Raw genomic sequence first — 18,467 nt, 5'->3', positions numbered from 1 at the left:
AGAAGCTGACGAGGGTGAGGTTGATGCGCGCTGTCGATGGGGAGGTAGGCCTCCCCATCAAACGCTTAAGGTACGTCGGGCCTTTCTACTTCAGCGTAGTGATGGATGTTGTCGAACCCCATTGCTCCATGCTTCTCAGCATTGAAGCCCTGAAACGAATGGCGTGATCCATCTTTGGAGTGGTCGGCCAGCACAACTTCGTTGATGACCCTTCCCGTAGATCGCGTGGCGATCTCACCGTCTTCATCCACGTATTCTTCTGACTCATAGGTAGAGACGTGGAACCAATACAAGCCTTCCGGTGCAGTTTCCTGATCGCATGGCTTCCAATCGAGTGGCATGGTGTTCCTTAGCATGCTGCGGCAAAAGGCCAGTATAGAGGTGGGTGATCATCAGTACTAGTCAGCAGCGGTGTCTACCAGCGCTTGTAACTTAGTACGCAATTCCACCTGAGTAGCCTCGCTGCCTAGCCCCACCGTGGGTTCGCAACGTATTAGGCGGTGGTCGCGAGCTGGCCAACTGTGATCAGGGTCGTCATCAATTGCCAACCAGCGGGTGATGCCGGCGCGTGTAACAGCGGCACGTATTTGCTCATGCCTCGACCAACTGTCGTACCCCTCTATCTGGGATCGCGTCATTCGAGAGTGCCACGTAGCCGAGACAACGCGTGCTTGCAGCTCGGCCGGTAGTGCTGCCTTCGCTCGGCTGTAGCCCAGGAGCCTGGCCCAGCTCGTGGACAGCACTATCCGTACATCTGGAAAGTCCTGCAGCAGACTAGTGAGGATGTGGGCGTGCATCATCATTTCACCTGGTGCGCGCAGCTCCAGGCCGTGCTTTGTGCGGTACACAGCGTCAGGGTGCAGCACGCCGTCGTAATCCAAGAAGAGCACCAAGTCATTACTTTTCAGCTTGCGAGGCCTGGGATCCATCATCGTCTCAGAGACCTTGGCTGTGATTACTGGGCGGTTGTCTATCAATGTATTTAAATCTTCTTCTAGGGGTGCGCATCCACGCTTCTGTTAGCTGTTTCAGGCGTTAGCTGGCTCCGGCATTACTTCCGGACGCACTATTTGGGCGGCTCCGCTCAATGTCCAAACTTCCACCTAGAGGGCATCGTCTAGGCAACTCACGCAACAAACCCATGCTCCAGGCGCCTGATAAACTCGATGACCGTGTCCGTTTCCAGCCTTGTTGTGATCATGGCGGCAGGAGCTTTGCCACCAAACGCTGTAACGGGGCGCGCCATCCATTGCAGAGCTGCATCAGGGTCGCAGCCGAATAGGCACTTTGCTGCTTCGAGTATTTCCAGATAACGATCGTGTTGATCAGGGGGCAAGGTGCTCATCTGAAGGCTCGCTCCGCTTTGGCGATGTACAGGTCGGGTATGTTGCTGTGTCAAGATCAAACGAGATCAATGGCCTGGGTACGATCTCTTAACTGCGGGCATCGTCGCTGAGAGATTCCCGGGTTCAACGTCCTCGCTGGGCTTGGTCAACGAGCTTAACGCCAATCAGCGCCAGACCTATGCTACGCGCTAGGCCAGTCATGCGTCCCCACAGTCGGAGCCGAAGTCTGTGCCTCCCTACTCTGTTCGATTCCAGGCGTTCGATCTTGGTGATCAGCCTTGCGATCCCAGTTCGAGCTCTCTGCCGGCGTCCTTTCCTTCGCATCCGCTGCTCTCCGAATTGATCAAGCTTGGGCCATTCCGTTAGGTGAGTCAGGATGGTCAACGTACACCACTCGTTGGTGCAACATGAAATCTGGTTACATAGCGCCAGCGCCGTTATCAACCTATCAGGTGATGATCGAGCCATCGATGGCCATGATGGATCTGAACGCCACGCCATGAGCCTCGAACCCCAGCTTTGTCCATTCTGACCTGTAATCTAGGCAATCATGATGATGTCCATGCACGACCATTTTTGCGCCAATTCCCTGGGCGAGCTCATCGATCTCTGAAAAGCCGTGCGGGTGGCAGCTCGGAGCCTCGTGACAAACCAAAATGTCCGCCTTCTCCATCGCAAGAGAGAAGTAGTCGTCCGGGTAGATTGCAGAAAGCGCGTGCTGCTTCTTCGTCGCTACGATGTCTTCGTGCTGAGGTCTGAGCGCGAGGCGTTCGAGAAAGTCCCCGTAATTTTGGATGCCGGTATCAGGGCTGCCTGGTAGCCAGGCTTGTGACTCAAACGTGCCACCTAGCCCCGCTATACGATAGCCAGCAATCTCCACTACCCTGCCATGCAGGCTGCGATCAGCGAGGCCGCAGCCATGGAGGTTATGCCAGTAGTCTGGACGATCGCTGTCATGGTTGCCGTGAATGAACCAGATCTCAGTGATGTCGAGGATCGGGCGCAGGATCATATCCAGGGGCAAGCCGCATTCGAGGTCACCTAGCAAGACCACTGCTTCGGGACGGTGAAGCTTCACCAGCCTAATCACATGATCAAAGCGCCCATGAACATCACCCAAAAACCAAATCACTCGTTTCCCTCATGCAATCGTAGCCAATGATGATGCCGCACTGGCACTACGCTTCGTGGTGCAGCACTGCCTGCTAGGGCAGCCGCCGCTTTACCTTCGCACGTCGGTCAGTGGATGGATAACCGACGCGGCATCCTGTCGTTCCGAAGGACTATTACTGCCCTGCTCCGGGCCTGCAGCGCTCTGAGCTGCACGACTCAGCGCCAACTGCTGTTGCATCCATTGCCCTGCCAATTTGAATTCTTGCATCATGTCAATGAACTCTTTGTCAGTCAGAGCCCTGGGAATATCTGGCCTCAACGTGCGCTTCCAAGCAACGAACCGGTTGGGAGCAGAATACTTGATTTTCAGACCGGCATCGCTTCCGCTGTGAGATCGCCGCATCGTAGATGAGCTTGTGTCGGTGGAGGTGTTGAAAACCAAAAGCCGGCCCTTGAGCTGAGCCCACCAGCAATCGGCGATTTGCCTGAGGTACGTCAGGGTAGTCGATCATCTCTGCTAGAGAGAGTGCGGCGTTTTCTTTGACGAAGTACTCACGACAAATACTGCGGTAGGCGTAGGGAGCTATCTGTTCGTGATCGAATGCCAGGCCGTCTAGAGGGAATTTGAATAGCGTGGGCTTGCCCCGCGCGGATAGACTCATACTCACGGCGGCCCCTACGCGCCTTTGCTGGGAAGCGTAGACAGCTTCATCAAATCGCGGAAAAGTCTTCAGGGAAGAAAATAGATGGTGCAGTTCAACGATTGGTGCGATTGCGCTGATGAGCCTGTTGGAAACCACTTTCGCAGAGTGCTGACGGGCCAGATAGCCAACCGTCAGACAGGGGTTGAAGCGACCGCCTCTGTCGTCCCAGGGCATTACGCCTCAGAAGAACGCATAGCACGTGCACTTGCGCGTCTTGGTAAGCCGGCTGCAGCAGAATTAATTGAAGGGAAGCTTCCGACGTCCAAGCAGATTCGATCAGGTGACCTCGGTGAAATCTATGCAACGGAGTGGATTGATACGCAGAGCGGCGGCTTTCGGGCGTTGATCAAGAGACTTCGCTGGAAAGACCACCGGAACATGGCGATGCGAGGTGATGACGTCATTGGCATGCTGGAGGATCCTGCTACACACCGGCTGGTCTTTATCAAGGCAGAAGCAAAGAGCCGCGCCAAGCTCACAAACCAAGTGCTGACCGAGGCTCGCGAAGGTCTTGATAAGGACGGTGGTTTGCCTTCTGCTCACGCGCTCGCGTTCATCGCCGAGCGTTTGCTGGAGTTAGGCAATGAACCGTTGGCGGATGCTATCGATGATGCTCAGCTTATCGACGGTATACAGCCTAAGGACGTTCGGCATCTGCTCTTTACTTTTTCAGGCAATGCGCCTGAGGCGCTTCTGACCGCTGCTTTAAAACGCTATCCGGGGGCTATTAAGCAATGGGCTGTAGGCTTGCATGTGGATGAGCACCCCCTATTCGTGGCGGCTGTCTATGACCGGGTGATCGCCAATGCCAACAACATCTGAAGCAATTGTCGCGACCATTGCCGAAGCGGCAACCCCAGGTTTCCGCGGCCGCCTCATCGCACGAGGCCAAGCAAGAGCAATTATCTGGCGCGACGGTGTGCTCCCCCCTGATGCCCCTGAATTCGCGCCCCAGCTTAGCTATGACCTGCACTCTTACGGCTACTCCCTACTCGGCCTGGGGTTAAGGTTGCGAGATCTTCAGGGCGACTCAGCGCAAGCTCGCACGGCTTTCGAACATGCGGCGACAGCTCTTGAGGCAGTGATCTCCAAGGGCAATCCCGAGGAAATAGATCGAGACTTTCACTTCGTCATGACAGCTGCGAGCTACCACCTGGCGCACCTCTCCGCTAGGGCCTACTCGTTGCTTCAGGTTGTAGTATCCGAGAATAACTTCAGCTTAATAGAGCGTGCACTCGCTTTGCTTATGCGACGCAACCTCCAGGAGCTTCGCGCAATGGTCTTCGACTATCGTGCATCTGGGCAAGGTAGCGACGCTGCCATCGCTGCGGAGGTTCAGGGAAACCTCGACAGGTTGGAGGCTGCAGGAGAACCCTCGGAGGACAGCGACGACTTCCTTTTCGAAAGTCTCAGCACTGCATTGACCGATACGTTCATGGCGGGAATGGCGCTTTTCATATCCGCGCTTGAACGGGGTGAAGAAGTACTGCTTACGCAAGCGAAGGATCGGCTTGGAACTGGCCTCGCCATTTCCAGTGAAATGAACCTGCTTCCCCAGTGGTGGGCGTACCGAATTGCGATTCATTTGATCACAGACCTGTGGTCTAACACTTTCCACGTTAATGTACCGCCTCAACCCACCGGAGGAGAGGCAGCCGACTGGCCACAGCTCCGAGAGCTGTTCATTGCCCTACTGCACCAGCGACCTCGTGCTGAGCTTGATCTTTGGCCCTCACAAATCGATGCTGCCCACCGAGCATCTGATCAAACTGACGATCTCGTGGTTTCGCTCCCTACCAGCGCGGGGAAAACCCGAATCGCAGAGCTTTGCATCCTTCGGTGCCTGGCTGCTGGCAAGCGTGTCGCGTTTATCACACCATTGCGGGCGCTTTCCGCTCAGACTGAGGTTACTCTGCAGAGAAGCTTTGGGCCTCTTGGTAAAACGATCTCTGCGCTTTACGGAAGCATTGGTGTCAGCGGCATTGATGAGGACTCAATCAGAGGCCGAAACATCATCGTCGCAACACCAGAAAAAATAGACTTTGCCCTGCGCAATGACCCAGACCTCCTGAACGACGTCGGTCTGCTGGTTTTCGATGAAGGCCATATGATAGGTCTCAACGAACGTGAAGTACGCTACGAAGTGCAAATCCAACGCTTGCTGCGTCGTGCAGACGCTGATCAACGCCGAATTGTGTGTCTATCGGCAATCCTTCCAGATGGCGATCAGTTGGAAGACTTCTCTAACTGGCTGCGCAAAGATCACCCAGGCGATCTGATCAAAAACGATTGGCGCCCTACCCGGCTTCGGTTCGGTGAAGTCACTTGGAATGCCTCCAACTCCACCGCCCGTCTCAGTCTGCGCGTTGGTGATGAGCGCCCTTGGGTGCAACGTTATCTAGAGGGGAGCGTTCCCCCAGCCTGGGTGCGGCCAAAACGCCGCCGGACGAAGATTTTTCCTAATGATCAACGCGAACTCTGCCTCGCTACAGCCTGGCGCCTTATTGATGAAGGGCAAACCGTACTCATCTTCTGCCCACAACGAAGCAGCGTCGAACCTTATGCGGATGTGATTATTGATCTCTACGAGCGCGAAGCGCTCCGATCTCTCCTTGAGGTTGATCCCGCCACGCTGAGGACTGCCATCGCACTTGGCGAAGAATGGCTCGGAGCAGAGAGCTCGATCCTGAAATGCCTGCGCCTGGGTGTTGCGCTGCATCACGGGGCGTTGCCTACGGCGTATCGCAAGGAGGTTGAGCGCTTGCTTCGCGAAGGTGTTCTCAGGGTCACAATATCCTCACCTACCTTGGCGCAAGGCTTAAATTTGTCTGCCACCGCAGTGGTGATGCATTCCTTGCACCGATCGGGCGAGCCAATTGATATTTCTGAATTCAAGAATGTTATTGGTCGGGCAGGACGAGCTTACGTCGATGTCGAAGGTATGGTGCTTTTCCCCATCTTCGACAAGGCAGGACAGCGACGGAAAAATTGGGAAGCATTGATCAGTGACCTAGGCGCCCGCAACATGGAAAGCGGACTAGTCCAGCTTGTTGGCACGCTGCTAGTGCGCATGTCGAAAAAAATTGGGGGCGATATTGACGCGTTAGTCGAGTACGTCGCCAACAATGCGATGGCGTGGAGCTTCCCTGAGCTTGACTCAGAGAAGCCTGAGGAAAGCCAGGTTGCTCGGGCCGCCTGGGAACGACATGTGGCCACTCTCGACACGGCCGTCCTGAGCTTGATCGGCGGAAGTGACGTTGAGGACAGCAACATTGAGTCTGCACTTGACGATATCCTTCAATCCTCGCTATGGCATCGCCGATTACTTCGTTGTGATGAAAACACTCAGAATGCGTTGAAAGCAGGTCTGAGGTCACGTGCCACACTGATTTGGAGCCAAACTAGCTCCGTCCAGCGTCGAGGCTACTTTCTGGCAGGTATCGGGCTGGCCACAGGCAAGACTCTTGACGCGTTGGCAGAGGAGCTCAATCTATTGCTGGTGACGGCGAACGCGGGAATAATCCAGGATGATGAAAGCGTTGCAATCGATGCTCTCACTGCTATTGCTCAACACGTGTTTTCCTTTTATCCCTTCATGCCCGACGCACTACCTGCAAACTGGCAGGACATTCTAAAGCGATGGCTGCAAGGTCAAGCAATAACCAGCCATTCTGCTGATGAAGCCTCAGAAACCCTGAGATTTATAGAGAACGGCCTTGTCTATCGCCTGCCTTGGGCAATGGAAGCGATCCGAGTCCGGGCAGAAGCTAACGACGATACGGTCGTTGAACTACCCCTCGATAATTTTGAGCTTGGCTTGGCCGTCGCAGCAGTTGAAACTGGAACGCTGAACCGGGCAGCGGCACTATTGATTCAAGCGGGCTTCAGCTCAAGGATGGCTGCCATCAAGGCCGTCACTGATACCGGAGCCACATTCGATACAAGTGATGGGCTCCGGAGCTGGCTTCTTTCAGAAGAAGTGACACAGCTAAACGCTTCGCCCAATTGGCCGACCGCCGAAACGAGGAACATCTGGCTCGACTTCATGGGCAGTTTCGAGCCGCGTGAGAGTCACACGTGGGCCAAACGTTCTTATTGGGGAAAGGTCGACTGGCTGGACGCCTCACCACCTCCAAGTACCCCGCTTCAGCTGTACGAACATGCAGGAAAAGCGCAAGTGTTAGCGGTTGACGGCGCACTCCTAGGAACTCTGCAGAATTCGATGAATCCCGCCCGGAAGGGATTGCTGCGCGTCAACGTTGGCCAAGACACGAGCACGATCGACATCATTTATCTGGGCCCACAGGACTTGACTGACGTATAGGTAGTTTGGGATTTGCCCCATAGCTCGCTGCGCATGACCTGCCGCTCCTGTCCAAGGATGCCGAGTGCACAGTGCTAACTTGGCGTACTCCAATGGGCGAACTGGCAGCTCAATCAGGATCCAAAATGGCCATCTGCCACTGGTCACGGTAATATGCATGAGCCGCCGCGCAGTAGCCTCGGATTCACCATCCCCCGAACGTCCTCATGGCAATAATAATGAGGTGTGCTTCGGGCACCCGCCAGGTTAGCCATGCAGTCAACAATCGATTTTGAAGCTCGAAAGCTCTTCGAAGCCATCAAGTACCAGATCCACGTCGCCATCGAGTACTGTCACAAGCTCGAAGATGATCAATCCCTCTGGATCGAGGTATTTGGCGATGTTGCCGTCGATCGGGAGGGCGCTGTAGAGGTCAAGATGTGGGAAGACGACCTCTCCGACAGGCATACCAATTTCTGGAATACTCTGCATAACTGGCTCAAGCCGGCGTTCGATCATGAGCGGTTTGAGGAGCTAGTCCTACTTACGACGCAAAGCTTCGGCAGTCGATCAACGCTTAGTCGATGGAACGAGAGCGACCCTTCCCAACGCCTAGGTCTGCTCACCTCCATCAATGCGGCGATAGGCAAGCGCAAGCCACGTAAGCAGGAGTCGGAGCTGCCCTCTGATGGTACTAGTCCCAAGCAAGGTAAGCTCACTTCGCAACGCAAAGCTGTCTTAAGCACGGAGATGCGGGAGTCACTCCTCGCCGTTATCCCCAAGATTCGGATTCTGCCAGAGCAGCAAAACCTGGCCGCCCTTATCGCCGCGTACAAAAAAGAGAAACTGGGCGGCATCAACCCGAACCGGAAAGATGATTACGTCAATGACCTGTTCGGCTTCATGATGGACGCCAGCCGTATCGCCCAGGGCTGGGAAATCAAGGGGCGCGAGTTCAACGCCAAGCTCCAAGAGCTTACCAAACGGCACATGGTGGGCCCGGTGACCTTCCCCACTATCAACACTGAGCTAATTAGCCGTCAGGCAGCTGAGCCTCACATGCGAAGCCGGCGGTTTGCCCGCAAGCTGATCGAGATCGGAGCGGAGAAACATTTATCACGCGCCACCCTGAACTTGCTTGAGGCGCACGAGCACGTCTCAGGGATGATCCGGGACTGCTCTGTTAGCCCAGAAGATATTTCACGTTACCAAGATAATCATCACGAGGCCGCTTTTTGGGCGAGAGATTCGGCCATGGGAAAACTTGACACACATTCAGACAGGTCGACCAAGCTGGCGGCTTCTCGCCTTTTCTTCTCGGAGAGCTGCGCCGCCCCAGTTACTCCCTTGTGTAGTTTCCAGGACACTCCTCATACGTTCCGAAACGGCATCTATCACTTGCTGGCGGATGAAGAGCCTGGCACCCGAAATGAAGAATTTCATTGGAGGCTATGGGACGAATGAATGCTCGCCCATTCGATCATCTTTACACGCTGCAGCGATCGCCCCTCGCGCTGGCGCCCGTCATCTACCAGTTTTACAACCACAGAGAGACCACGGAACAGGATGTGCTGCTGAGCTACCTCATTCTCCCGCTGGTGCTGTATCCACCTACTCAAGATTTTCTCCACAAGGCCAAGAGCACCAGCTCGCTGCGAACCATGTGCGAAAAGCGCGAGAGGTTGGCCGGGCTGGTCGAGAGAGTCCAGCAAATGAAGTCACTGACTAACGACTGCCTACTGATCCTGTCCGCCGAGGGGTGCATCGGCTTCGACCAGCGGTTGGGAGTGACCTTGCATGATGAGAACAGAGCAGAGAATGCCAATCCAAGGATCATGAAGGCGGCTGAACGCCTGGCTACCATCTTTGGGACAGAGCATATCGTTACCATTTACAGGATGTTAGGGCTCAAATCACTATGAATTGTTTTCTGCGTTACATCGGCGTGGTGGACACTGACAACCAGCTGCATCACGTCCCGTTTGAGCGTGGGCTGAACATCATCACTGGCGCATCCTCCACGGGTAAAAGCGCGATCTTGGAAATTTTCGACTTTTGCCTTGGTGCGAGTGAAAACACCATACCCGTGGGAAGCATCACCGAACGGGCGAAGATCTACCTCATCGCGCTTGAGTTCCCGAGCCATCTACTGGTGGCGGCCCGAACCAGTTCGGATGGTGGCTGCTACCTCACGGAATGGCCAGGTACTCATCAAGCTTTGCTCGAAGCGTTACAGGAAGCCCCAGAACGGTTCACCGAGGAGCGCCATCAGTATCCTGAGGCACGCTTCAAGAAAGAGCTCGGCCGATATTTCAACATTACCCTCAAGAACGTGGATGAGGAGGCCTGGAGGCTGAATGTTCCCGGGGCGAAATCGCCCACGCCTTCAATTCGCACATTTGCAAGCTTCATGCTCCAACACCAAAATTTGGTGGCCAACAAGCATGCCGTCTTTTATCGGTTCGATGAGAAGGAAAAGCGTGAGCAAGCCATCGCGCATTTCAAAATCCTGATGGGGCTCGTGCATGAAGACTATTTTGACAAAGTCAAAGAGCTGAATATCGCCGAGGATGCGCTCAAGAAAATCCAGAATCAGATTCCTCGTGAGGCGAAGAAAAAGACAGAGGTTGTCGAACACTACCAGCACCTCCTTGATACCTACGAAGCCCTGGCCGGTCATCCGCTCACCAACGCCACAGCAGATGAGCTCTACGCCAAACCCCAGAAGTATCTAGAAGAAATTTCCCAGCGCGCGGTGCGAATCAATTTCCAGTCGGACTCGATCGAGGCAAAACGTCAGGCGCACGAGGATGCCGCTGCCGTGATCTTGCCGAAGAAAAGGGCAGCTACTCGACAACTTGCTCAGGTGCGTGAATCGATAATATCTGCGAAGAGTTTGACCAAGGCTATGCGGGCAGACGGGACGCCGAAATCGATTCAGATCTCACATACCCACTGCCCGATGTGTGACTCTCACACCGATCTACCCGCTGTAGCGGCAGGTAAGCTCTTTGACGCTATTACCTGGCTTAATGGCGAGCTAAACCTCTCAAGCTATGCCGTAGAGAGCTATGCCGACGAAGAGCGCGCCCTCATCAAAGAGATCGGTAAATTCAACGACGCGCTCGCTAAAATCCAGGTCGCCATCGACCCCCTCGACGCCGAACTTGAAAAGCTCAAGACGACCAAGAACCCCAATGAACAGGCGATCTCGGTCAAGGTGGAACTGGAGATCGGACTGAGGAATCAGAAGCTGAAATCGGGCATTTCGCTCAGCGAACAAGAGCTCAAGCTCAGGGATGAGGTGAAAGAGCTCAAACGGTTGATCAAGGCCTACGACGTAGAGACCAAGGTAGCCGCTCTTTCTGAGAAAATTGATGCAGCGCTCGCTCGATACGGTGACAGGTTCAATTTCGAAGAAACCTACACACCCTGCAAGCTGAAATTTGACCTCACCACATTTGAGCTTTGGTACCAGCAAAGCGATGAGAAGCGGGTTTACCTGCGCTCCATGGGCAGTGGCGCGAATTGGCTTTACTCCCATCTGGCGCTCTTCATGGCGTTGCACTATCAATTTGCGCGACACGACGACCAAGACTGCAGGATCCCGCCAATTCTTTTCCTCGACCAACCTACCCAGGTGTACTTCCCGGCGCTGGATAAGCACAAAGCATTCGAGGCTACGAAAGCCTCCGAGGCAGCAAACAGATCCGACAAAAAGGATGCAGATCTGGTGGCAGTGAACAATATGTTCAGTCAGCTGGCGGCGTTCTGTGTGGAAACAGAGACAGAAACAGGCTTGATGCCCCAGGTCATCGTCTCAGACCACGCAGATAATTTGGATCTCGAAGATCCCTACGACTTCAACTCATTTGTTCGTCGTCGCTGGCGAGATCGTGGGTTCATCGCTGATCAGGCTTCCCCGCCAGTGGGAGACTCCGAAGGCGAGGTAAGCCAGGATACTTAATGAGGTCGACCTTAGCCTCAGGCATCGGCTTGAACCTGCGCATTGATGGCCTGTAGTCCCACCCCTATACTCGACGCACCATATACAGGAGCATCAAATGTCCAGACTCGCCGAATTCCGTAAGTTAGAGCAACAACTGGCTGCTCAGCTGGCCGAACTTGAGACCCTCAAAAACGATGATGGCCTTAAGCGCGAAATCGAGTTTGAAAAAAAGCTCCGTAGCTTGCTATCGGAGTACGGCTACAGCCTGCGCGATATCATAGCCATTCTTGACCCTGAATCTGGCAGTCGACGTGCACCAGCAGCTGTGGCTGAAAAGTCCAGTCGCAAGCCCCGTCAGCTCAAGGTCTACAACAACCCTCACACAGGCGAGCGCGTCGAAACCAAGGGTGGTAACCACAAGACCTTGAAAGAGTGGAAAAGCCAGCATGGTGCTGACGAAGTCGAGAGCTGGTTAGCTAAGTAACCGGGGGTGTCAGAAATTTTGTGTTCGGGCATAACATGAGTAAGAGGTGCATGTATGCCAACCAAAAAGAAACCCCTGCGTGACCTACCAAAAATCCCCAAGGAGCTGCTCGAGCAGTTCGGTGAAGGGCTGATGACCGCAGAGGCTATCGAAGACGCTTCTGCGGCCTTCAAGAAGGCTTTGATTGAGCGAGCATTGAGTGCTGAGCTCGGTCACCACCTGGGGTATCCGCCGGGCGCGCAGCGCCCAGAGGATGAAACCAACCAGCGCAACGGCAAAACGGGCAAGACGGTTTTGACAGGGGATGGCCCGCTGCGGCTGGAGATTCCCCGTGATCGGGATGGCAGTTTTGCCCCCATTCTGATCCCCAAGCATGAGCGGCGTTACACCGGTTTTGATGACAAGATCATCGCCATGTATGCCCGAGGCATGACCGTTCGAGAAATCCGCGCTTTCCTCTCTGAGCAATACGGGACGGACGTTTCCCATGACTTCATCAGCTCAGTCACTGACGAGGTGATGGAGGAAATTGGTGCGTGGCAACAGCGACCGCTTGAGCCGATGTACCCAGTCATTTTCTTCGATGCGCTGCGGGTCAAGATCCGCGAAGAAGGCCTTGTCCGCAACAAGGCGATTTACTTAGCGCTGGGTGTTTTACCCGATGGAACGCGCGATATTCTTGGCATCTGGATCGAAAACACTGAGGGTGCGAAGTTTTGGATGAAGGTATTCAACGACCTCAAGACCCGCGGCGTAGAAGACGTGCTGATAGCCGTTACCGACGGTCTCAAAGGCATGCCAGAGGCGCTAAGTGCAGTGTTTCCGGCGACAACGCTGCAAACCTGCATCGTCCACTTGATCCGCAACAGCCTCGATTATGCGGCGTGGGATAAGCGCCGTGAGCTGGCCAAGGCGCTTAAACCGGTCTATCAGGCCATCACCGCAGAAGCGGCTGAGGAAGCACTGGGTGCCTTTGAAAATGGCCCTTGGGGAAAGCAGTACCCAGCGGTCGTGGCGGCCTGGAGACGAGCTTGGGATCGAGTGATCCCATTTTTTGTCTTCCCACCTGCCATTCGAAAAGTGATCTATACGACCAACGCTATCGAAAGCATCAACGCCCAGCTACGCAAGATCATCAAAACGCGAGGCCACTTCCCGACTGATGACGCAGCGACCAAGCTGATCTGGCTTGGGCTGCGCAACATTACGGCAAACTGGGGCTCGGCGGCGCATGATTGGAAAAATGCGATGAATCAATTTGCGATTCTGTACGGAGATCGATTTATCAGGCCGACCTGGTAAAAGCCTGGCCTGCCTGGCGGCAGGCCGTTATCGGCCCGCACACAAAAAAACTGACACTCTCAAGTAACCCTTCAGAAGCAAAGATAAGGGGCCTCGTGAGGGCCCCTTTTTTACTTGCCCAAAAAGTGGATGCCTCTCTGGGCGATCCAACAACTCCCGCCGACTGCGCGCTCCAGGTATAGCCAGAACGCCCTGCCCGCTCTAAGGCCAGCGCACCAACTCCAGCTCCTTGAGCCGGATGGCCATCGCCGAGTCTGAGACACCGTAACCGTCTGGCCAACTCACCCCTCAGCACACAGACCAGCTCAAACAAGAGCGAGTGGAAAAAAGCCTTGGCCGCAGGTATACCCATTGAGTAAGCCTGTATCTGACGTAGCCCATGCTGAGCTTGGCAGCGGGTCGCAATAGACGATGGCTTCGTTGTATACTTCTGCTCCGCATACCCCTTGAGCTACAGGAACATCAGTATGACTGTACTCCAAACGATCTACTGGCAGCCTACGCCGCCTTAGCGCTACGCCCCCTCGCAACACCCTGCTTCCGCTAGCCTCGCTCGCGGGTGCGCACTGCTGTACGCCTGGTTTTACACCTTAAGCACACAGCAAAAAATCCTCAAAATTTGAATTTGTATCGATTCGCTCGCCATTCCCTTGGCGTGCGCGATGCTTTGCCTTGGATATTTTCTATGCTGCAAAAACTTAGACAAACGTGGTTTTCCAACGTCCGTGGCGACGTGCTTGCGGGACTGGTGGTCGCACTCGCGCTGATCCCGGAAGCCATCGCCTTTTCCATCATCGCCGGGGTAGATCCCAAAGTCGGTCTCTACGCCTCCTTCTGTATCTGTGCTGTCATCGCCTTTGTCGGCGGACGCCCCGGAATGATCTCGGCGGCGACAGGCGCCATGGCACTGCTGATGGTTACGCTGGTAAAAGAGCATGGACTCCAGTACTTGCTGGCCGCGACTCTACTATGTGGCGTACTTCAAATCCTTGCCGGCTACCTGAAGCTTGGCTCGTTGATGCGCTTCGTCTCTCGCTCTGTGGTCACGGGTTTTGTGAACGCATTGGCGATTCTGATTTTTATGGCGCAGTTACCTGAATTGACCAACGTGACCTGGCACGTCTACGCGATGACCGCAGCGGGCCTTGGAATCATCTACCTGTTTCCGTATATACCTAAGATCGGCAAGCTGATTCCCTCTCCATTGGTGTGCATTCTGACGCTGACTGCCATCGCCATTTACCTCGGTTTGGATATCCGCACCGTCGGTGACATGGGCCAACTGCCTGATACGCTCCCGATCTTCCTCTGGCCTGAAGTTCCGCTGAATTTTGAAACCCTGCGCATCATTTTCCCGTACTCGGCTGCGTTGGCAGTAGTGGGTCTACTCGAATCAATGATGACCGCGACCATCGTCGACGACCTTACCGATACCACCAGCAACAAAAACCGCGAGTGCAAAGGCCAGGGTGTGGCCAACATCGCTGCCGGCATGCTTGGCGGCATGGCAGGTTGCGCCATGATCGGCCAGTCGATCATCAACGTGAAATCTGGTGGCCGCAGCCGTCTCTCGACATTGTGTGCCGGCGTTTTCCTGCTGCTGATGGTGGTATTTCTTGGCGAATGGCTCTCCAAAATCCCTATGGCCGCACTCGTGGCTGTGATGATCATGGTGTCCATCGGCACCTTTAGCTGGGATTCTTTGCGTAATCTGAAAGAGCATCCGCTGTCGACCAACCTTGTCATGGTGGCGACCGTCGTGGTCGTCGTGGCCACTCACAACCTGGCTTACGGCGTACTGGTAGGTGTGCTGCTGGCTTCGCTGTTTTTTGCCAATAAGGTCGGGCACTACCTGGATATCAAGAGCACTCTGGAAGAGACGAAATCACATAGGACTTACTACGTCGTGGGCCAGGTGTTCTTTAGCTCTGCGGACAAGTTCACTGAGGTTTTTGACTTTAAGGAAGCGCTCAACAAGGTCACCATCGATCTCACACAGGCGCATTTCTGGGATATCACCGCCGTCGCAGCCCTGGATAAGGTCGTGATCAAGTTCCGACGCGAAGGCGCTGAGGTTGAAGTGCTCGGTCTCAATGAAGCCAGCGCAACAATCGTTGACCGCTTCGGCGTGCATGACAAACCCGGTGCCATCGACAAGCTCATGAGCCACTAAGGAGAACGACAATGACCCACATAATGGCCTGCATTGATAACTCACAATCCTCATTGGCGGTCTGCGATTACGCAGCATGGGCCTCGCAACGACTCAGCGCTCCCCTGACCTTGCTTCATGTGCTGGATAAGGAGAAATATCCTGCATCCGCTGACCTCAGCGGCAATATCGGTCTCGGCAGCAGAGAACATCTACTGGAGGAGTTGGCCACGCTGGATGCGCAGCGGGCAAAACTGGCCTTGGAGCATGGGCAGCACATGCTTGAAAAAGCTCGCGAGCGAACAGTCCACTCTGGCGCCATGTCACCTGATATGAAGCAGCGCCATGGCCATCTCGTCGAAAGCCTGAGCGATCTCCAAGACGATATTCGGTTACTGGTGATTGGAAGAGTCGGTGAGGACAGCACGCGCAGTGCCCAAAGTCTTGGCAGCCAGATTGAAGCGGTAGTCCGAACTATCCACCGCCCCATCCTGATTACAACCAGCCATTTCAGGAAACCTGAAACGGTCATGGTGGCATTTGACGGCAGCGCTACAGGCCACAAGACCGTACAGATGCTTGCTTCAAGCCCGCTGTGCGAAGGCCTGCCAATTCATATCGTCATGGTTGGTACGGACTCTGAAGAAAACCAGAACGAGCTGGAGAAAGCACGATCCACACTTGCCTCTTATGGCCTGCTAGTGCATGCCGAGATCCGCCCAGGCGAAGTAGAGTCGGTACTTCATGCGTATCAGGCAGAGCACGGCATTGACCTCTTAGTCATGGGGGCGTACGGGCACTCACGCATCAGGCAGTTTCTGGTAGGCAGCACGACCACGACGATGCTGCGAACATCCACTTTACCCGTATTGCTGCTTCGCTGAGCCAGTTCCACTGGCCACAGTATTTCCAGAACTGCGGAAATGCCGTGGCCACCCTGGACGATGACTAACTGATTTTGCCGTAACGAGACCACATGCAACTCATAACTGAAATTGTTCACCCCGAGCTGAAATCCAAACAGGGCAGAGTATTCCGTCGACATGCAGCACGCGGCATCGTGATGCGGGATGAACAGATCCTGTTGCTGTTCACCGAGCGTTATAACGACTTCAGCTTTCCTGGAGGCGGCCTTGATGGTGACGAGGACATTGTCACAGGCCTGAAGCGTGAGCTTGAGGAAGAGACTGGTGCTCGTGAAATACAGGTGCTCCAGCACTACGGTTACATCGAGGAGTACCGGCCCTACTGGAAGCCACAGTACGATCTGATGCACATGACCTCGCATTTTTATCAATGCGAAGTAGCGCCCCAGCTAGAGCCCGTGAGAATGGAAAGCCACGAAATCGCTAATGGTATGCGGCCTGTCTGGATCAACCTGCATGAAGCCATCGCGCACAATGAAGCCGTCATGCAGCGCCACGAGTCTTCGATGGGGCAATCAATTCTGCGCGAAACCTACATGCTCAGAAAAGTCGCTTCCGAATTGTTGATGCCAATCAGCCTTTGAGCTGACTATTTGGCGAAGTCCACTTAGCCTGTCTCAGGCAAGCATCCAATGCTGCGGGAGTAATTGCGTGATTTCGCTCGCCCGCTGTGTCGGCAGCCGCATCAGCACATCCTTGAGATAGGCATACGGATCGTGCCCATTCATACGCGCCGACTGGATCAGGCTCATGATTGCCGCCGCCCTTTTTCCACTGCGCAGCGACCCGGCAAATAACCAGTTCGAGCGCCCAAGCGCCCACGGCCGGATCAAATTCTCGATCTGGTTATTGTCGATGGGTACAGCACCATCTTCCAGGTAGCGCGTCAGCGCTACCCAGCGTTTAAGGCTGTAATCCAGGGCCTTGGCCGTGGCCGAACCCTCGGGCACACGTTCGCGTTGGGCCAACATCCACTCATGCAGTTTTTCAGCGATGGGCACCGCTGTTTCCTGACGTAATCGCCAGCGGTCTTCGTCGCTCATTTCCTTGGCGTGTCGCTCGACTTCATACAACCCGCCAATCGAGTGAAGCGCCTGCTCCGCCAACTGGCTTTTATTGGCTGCATGCAGGTCGAAGAATTTGCGGCGTGCATGGGCCATGCAGCCGATTTCGGTGATGCCCAGCTCGAAACTGGCCTTGTAGCCGGCGAAGTCATCGCAGACCAGCTTACCGTTCCACGTGCCCAGGAAGTTACGCGCATGTTCGCCGGCACGGCTGGGGCTGAAGTCGTAGACTACGGCCTTTAGGGCCGAGAAAGGCGTGGTGCTATAGGCCCACACGTAAGCACGGTGGGTTTTCTTTTCGCCTGGTGCGAGCATCTGAACCGGGGTCTCATCGGCGTGGATCACGCCCTGGGCCAACACATGCTCACGCAGCGCCTCGACCAGAGGCTGGAGTTGCACACCGGTCTGTCCGACCCATTGCGCCAGTGTCGAGCGAGCAATTGCCAGTCCGGCCCTGCCAAAAATCTTCTCCTGCCGGTACAGCGGTAAATGGTCGGCGAACTTCGCCACCATCACGTGGGCCAACAGGCCTGCGGTCGGGATGCCCTTGTCGATCACTTGGGCCGGTACAGGCGCCTGGATCAGTGTTTCACACTGACGGCACGTCCATTTTCCACGCACATGCTGCTCAATGGTGAACACGCCCGGAGTGTAATCGAGCTTCTCGCTGACGTCTTCGCCGATTCGCTGAAGCTGGCAGCCGCACACGCACTGAGTATTCGCTGGTTCGTGACGGATCACGGTTCGCGGAAACTGCGACGGCAGTGGTGCACGCTTGGGCTTATTACGTGGCTCGGCCGGTGCGGCCGGCGGATTGGCTGCCTTCAACTCGGCTTCGATAGCTGCGATATCGGTATCGAGCAGATCATCGAGCAGACTGCCTTGGTCGGGGCTCAGTTGCTCGCTGCGCTTGGCGAACTTGTGTCGCTTGAGGATGGCGATTTCATGAGCCATTTGCTCGTTGACCGTTTCGAGGCGATGGATTTTCTGGCTCATGGCGTCGACCTGGGACAGCAACTGCATAGCCTGTTCGGCCAAGCCGCGCAGCTGTTCCGGTGTCATCTGGTCGAGATTGGGCGAGGAAGTCATGCCGCTGATTGTGTCAGAGCAGGTCGTCAACAGCG

16 protein-coding genes are annotated in these 18,467 nt (G+C 55.1%); 10 read left to right on the top strand and 6 right to left on the bottom strand.

Going from position 1 to position 18,467, the window contains the following annotated elements; translation table 11 throughout:
• Window positions 1-65: 65 nt before the first annotated feature.
• The 5 genes from AACG97_RS14055 to AACG97_RS14035 all read right to left on the bottom strand — a co-directional run bounded on the left by AACG97_RS14055 (window position 66) and on the right by AACG97_RS14035 (window position 2,730).
• A complete protein-coding gene (locus AACG97_RS14055) occupies window positions 66-341 on the bottom strand; it encodes a hypothetical protein (protein ID WP_049275699.1) in 276 nt (91 codons plus the stop codon).
• A 57-nt stretch (window positions 342-398) separates the two neighbouring features.
• Window positions 399-929 carry an HAD domain-containing protein gene (locus AACG97_RS14050; protein ID WP_065426120.1) on the bottom strand — a complete coding sequence of 177 codons (531 nt, stop codon included), beginning with the start codon at window positions 927-929 and terminating at the stop codon, window positions 399-401.
• A 197-nt stretch (window positions 930-1,126) separates the two neighbouring features.
• Window positions 1,127-1,345 carry an MbcA/ParS/Xre antitoxin family protein gene (locus AACG97_RS14045; RefSeq protein ID WP_049275697.1) on the bottom strand — a complete coding sequence of 73 codons (219 nt, stop codon included), beginning with the start codon at window positions 1,343-1,345 and terminating at the stop codon, window positions 1,127-1,129.
• A 449-nt stretch (window positions 1,346-1,794) separates the two neighbouring features.
• Window positions 1,795-2,478 (bottom strand): metallophosphoesterase family protein, encoded by a 684-nt coding sequence (locus AACG97_RS14040; RefSeq protein ID WP_049275694.1) that lies wholly within the window; start codon window positions 2,476-2,478, stop codon window positions 1,795-1,797.
• A 90-nt stretch (window positions 2,479-2,568) separates the two neighbouring features.
• Window positions 2,569-2,730: a hypothetical protein gene (locus AACG97_RS14035; protein WP_154211866.1), complete on the bottom strand. Its 162-nt coding sequence runs from the start codon at window positions 2,728-2,730 to the stop codon at window positions 2,569-2,571.
• A gap of 475 nt (window positions 2,731-3,205) precedes the next feature.
• On the opposite strand from AACG97_RS14035, the gene AACG97_RS14030 reads away from it, so the two are divergent.
• From AACG97_RS14030 to AACG97_RS13985, 10 genes are all read left to right on the top strand, one after another.
• A complete protein-coding gene (locus AACG97_RS14030; RefSeq protein ID WP_049275692.1) occupies window positions 3,206-3,985 on the top strand; it encodes a Hachiman antiphage defense system protein HamA in 780 nt (259 codons plus the stop codon).
• Window positions 3,969-7,487, top strand: a complete 3,519-nt coding sequence (locus AACG97_RS14025) for a DEAD/DEAH box helicase (RefSeq protein WP_110606487.1) — start codon at window positions 3,969-3,971, stop codon at window positions 7,485-7,487. The genes AACG97_RS14030 and AACG97_RS14025 overlap by 17 nt, the downstream gene beginning before the upstream one ends.
• Before the next feature lie 252 nt (window positions 7,488-7,739).
• Complete coding sequence (locus tag AACG97_RS14020) at window positions 7,740-8,930, top strand: hypothetical protein (RefSeq protein ID WP_154211864.1); 1,191 nt, start codon at window positions 7,740-7,742, stop codon at window positions 8,928-8,930.
• Complete coding sequence (locus AACG97_RS14015; RefSeq protein ID WP_049275689.1) at window positions 8,927-9,388, top strand: three component ABC system middle component; 462 nt, start codon at window positions 8,927-8,929, stop codon at window positions 9,386-9,388. The genes AACG97_RS14020 and AACG97_RS14015 overlap by 4 nt, the downstream gene beginning before the upstream one ends.
• Window positions 9,385-11,433 (top strand): DUF3732 domain-containing protein, encoded by a 2,049-nt coding sequence (locus AACG97_RS14010; RefSeq protein WP_232555153.1) that lies wholly within the window; start codon window positions 9,385-9,387, stop codon window positions 11,431-11,433. Before AACG97_RS14015 ends, AACG97_RS14010 begins: the two co-directional genes overlap by 4 nt.
• Window positions 11,434-11,530: 97 nt before the next feature.
• Window positions 11,531-11,899: a histone-like nucleoid-structuring protein, MvaT/MvaU family gene (locus AACG97_RS14005; RefSeq protein WP_049275687.1), complete on the top strand. Its 369-nt coding sequence runs from the start codon at window positions 11,531-11,533 to the stop codon at window positions 11,897-11,899.
• A gap of 54 nt (window positions 11,900-11,953) precedes the next feature.
• Window positions 11,954-13,201: an IS256 family transposase gene (locus AACG97_RS14000; protein WP_105642849.1), complete on the top strand. Its 1,248-nt coding sequence runs from the start codon at window positions 11,954-11,956 to the stop codon at window positions 13,199-13,201.
• Between the two features lie 685 nt (window positions 13,202-13,886).
• Window positions 13,887-15,374 (top strand): SulP family inorganic anion transporter, encoded by a 1,488-nt coding sequence (locus tag AACG97_RS13995; protein WP_154211750.1) that lies wholly within the window; start codon window positions 13,887-13,889, stop codon window positions 15,372-15,374.
• Between the two features lie 11 nt (window positions 15,375-15,385).
• Window positions 15,386-16,237, top strand: a complete 852-nt coding sequence (locus tag AACG97_RS13990; RefSeq protein ID WP_154211751.1) for a universal stress protein — start codon at window positions 15,386-15,388, stop codon at window positions 16,235-16,237.
• Between the two features lie 92 nt (window positions 16,238-16,329).
• A complete protein-coding gene (locus AACG97_RS13985; RefSeq protein WP_154211752.1) occupies window positions 16,330-16,863 on the top strand; it encodes an NUDIX hydrolase in 534 nt (177 codons plus the stop codon).
• A 33-nt stretch (window positions 16,864-16,896) separates the two neighbouring features.
• Here the strand turns inward: AACG97_RS13985 and tnpC are convergent, their stop codons facing one another.
• A complete protein-coding gene (gene tnpC / locus AACG97_RS13980) occupies window positions 16,897-18,432 on the bottom strand; it encodes an IS66 family transposase (RefSeq protein ID WP_154211753.1) in 1,536 nt (511 codons plus the stop codon).
• Window positions 18,433-18,467: the final 35 nt, after the last annotated feature.

The organism is Pseudomonas sp. Nvir, from assembly GCF_963778085.1.
Lineage (GTDB): Bacteria > Pseudomonadota > Gammaproteobacteria > Pseudomonadales > Pseudomonadaceae > Aquipseudomonas > Aquipseudomonas juntendi.
The sequence above is the reverse complement of the archived record's forward strand: the minus strand, read 5'-3'. Positions and strand labels throughout refer to the sequence as shown.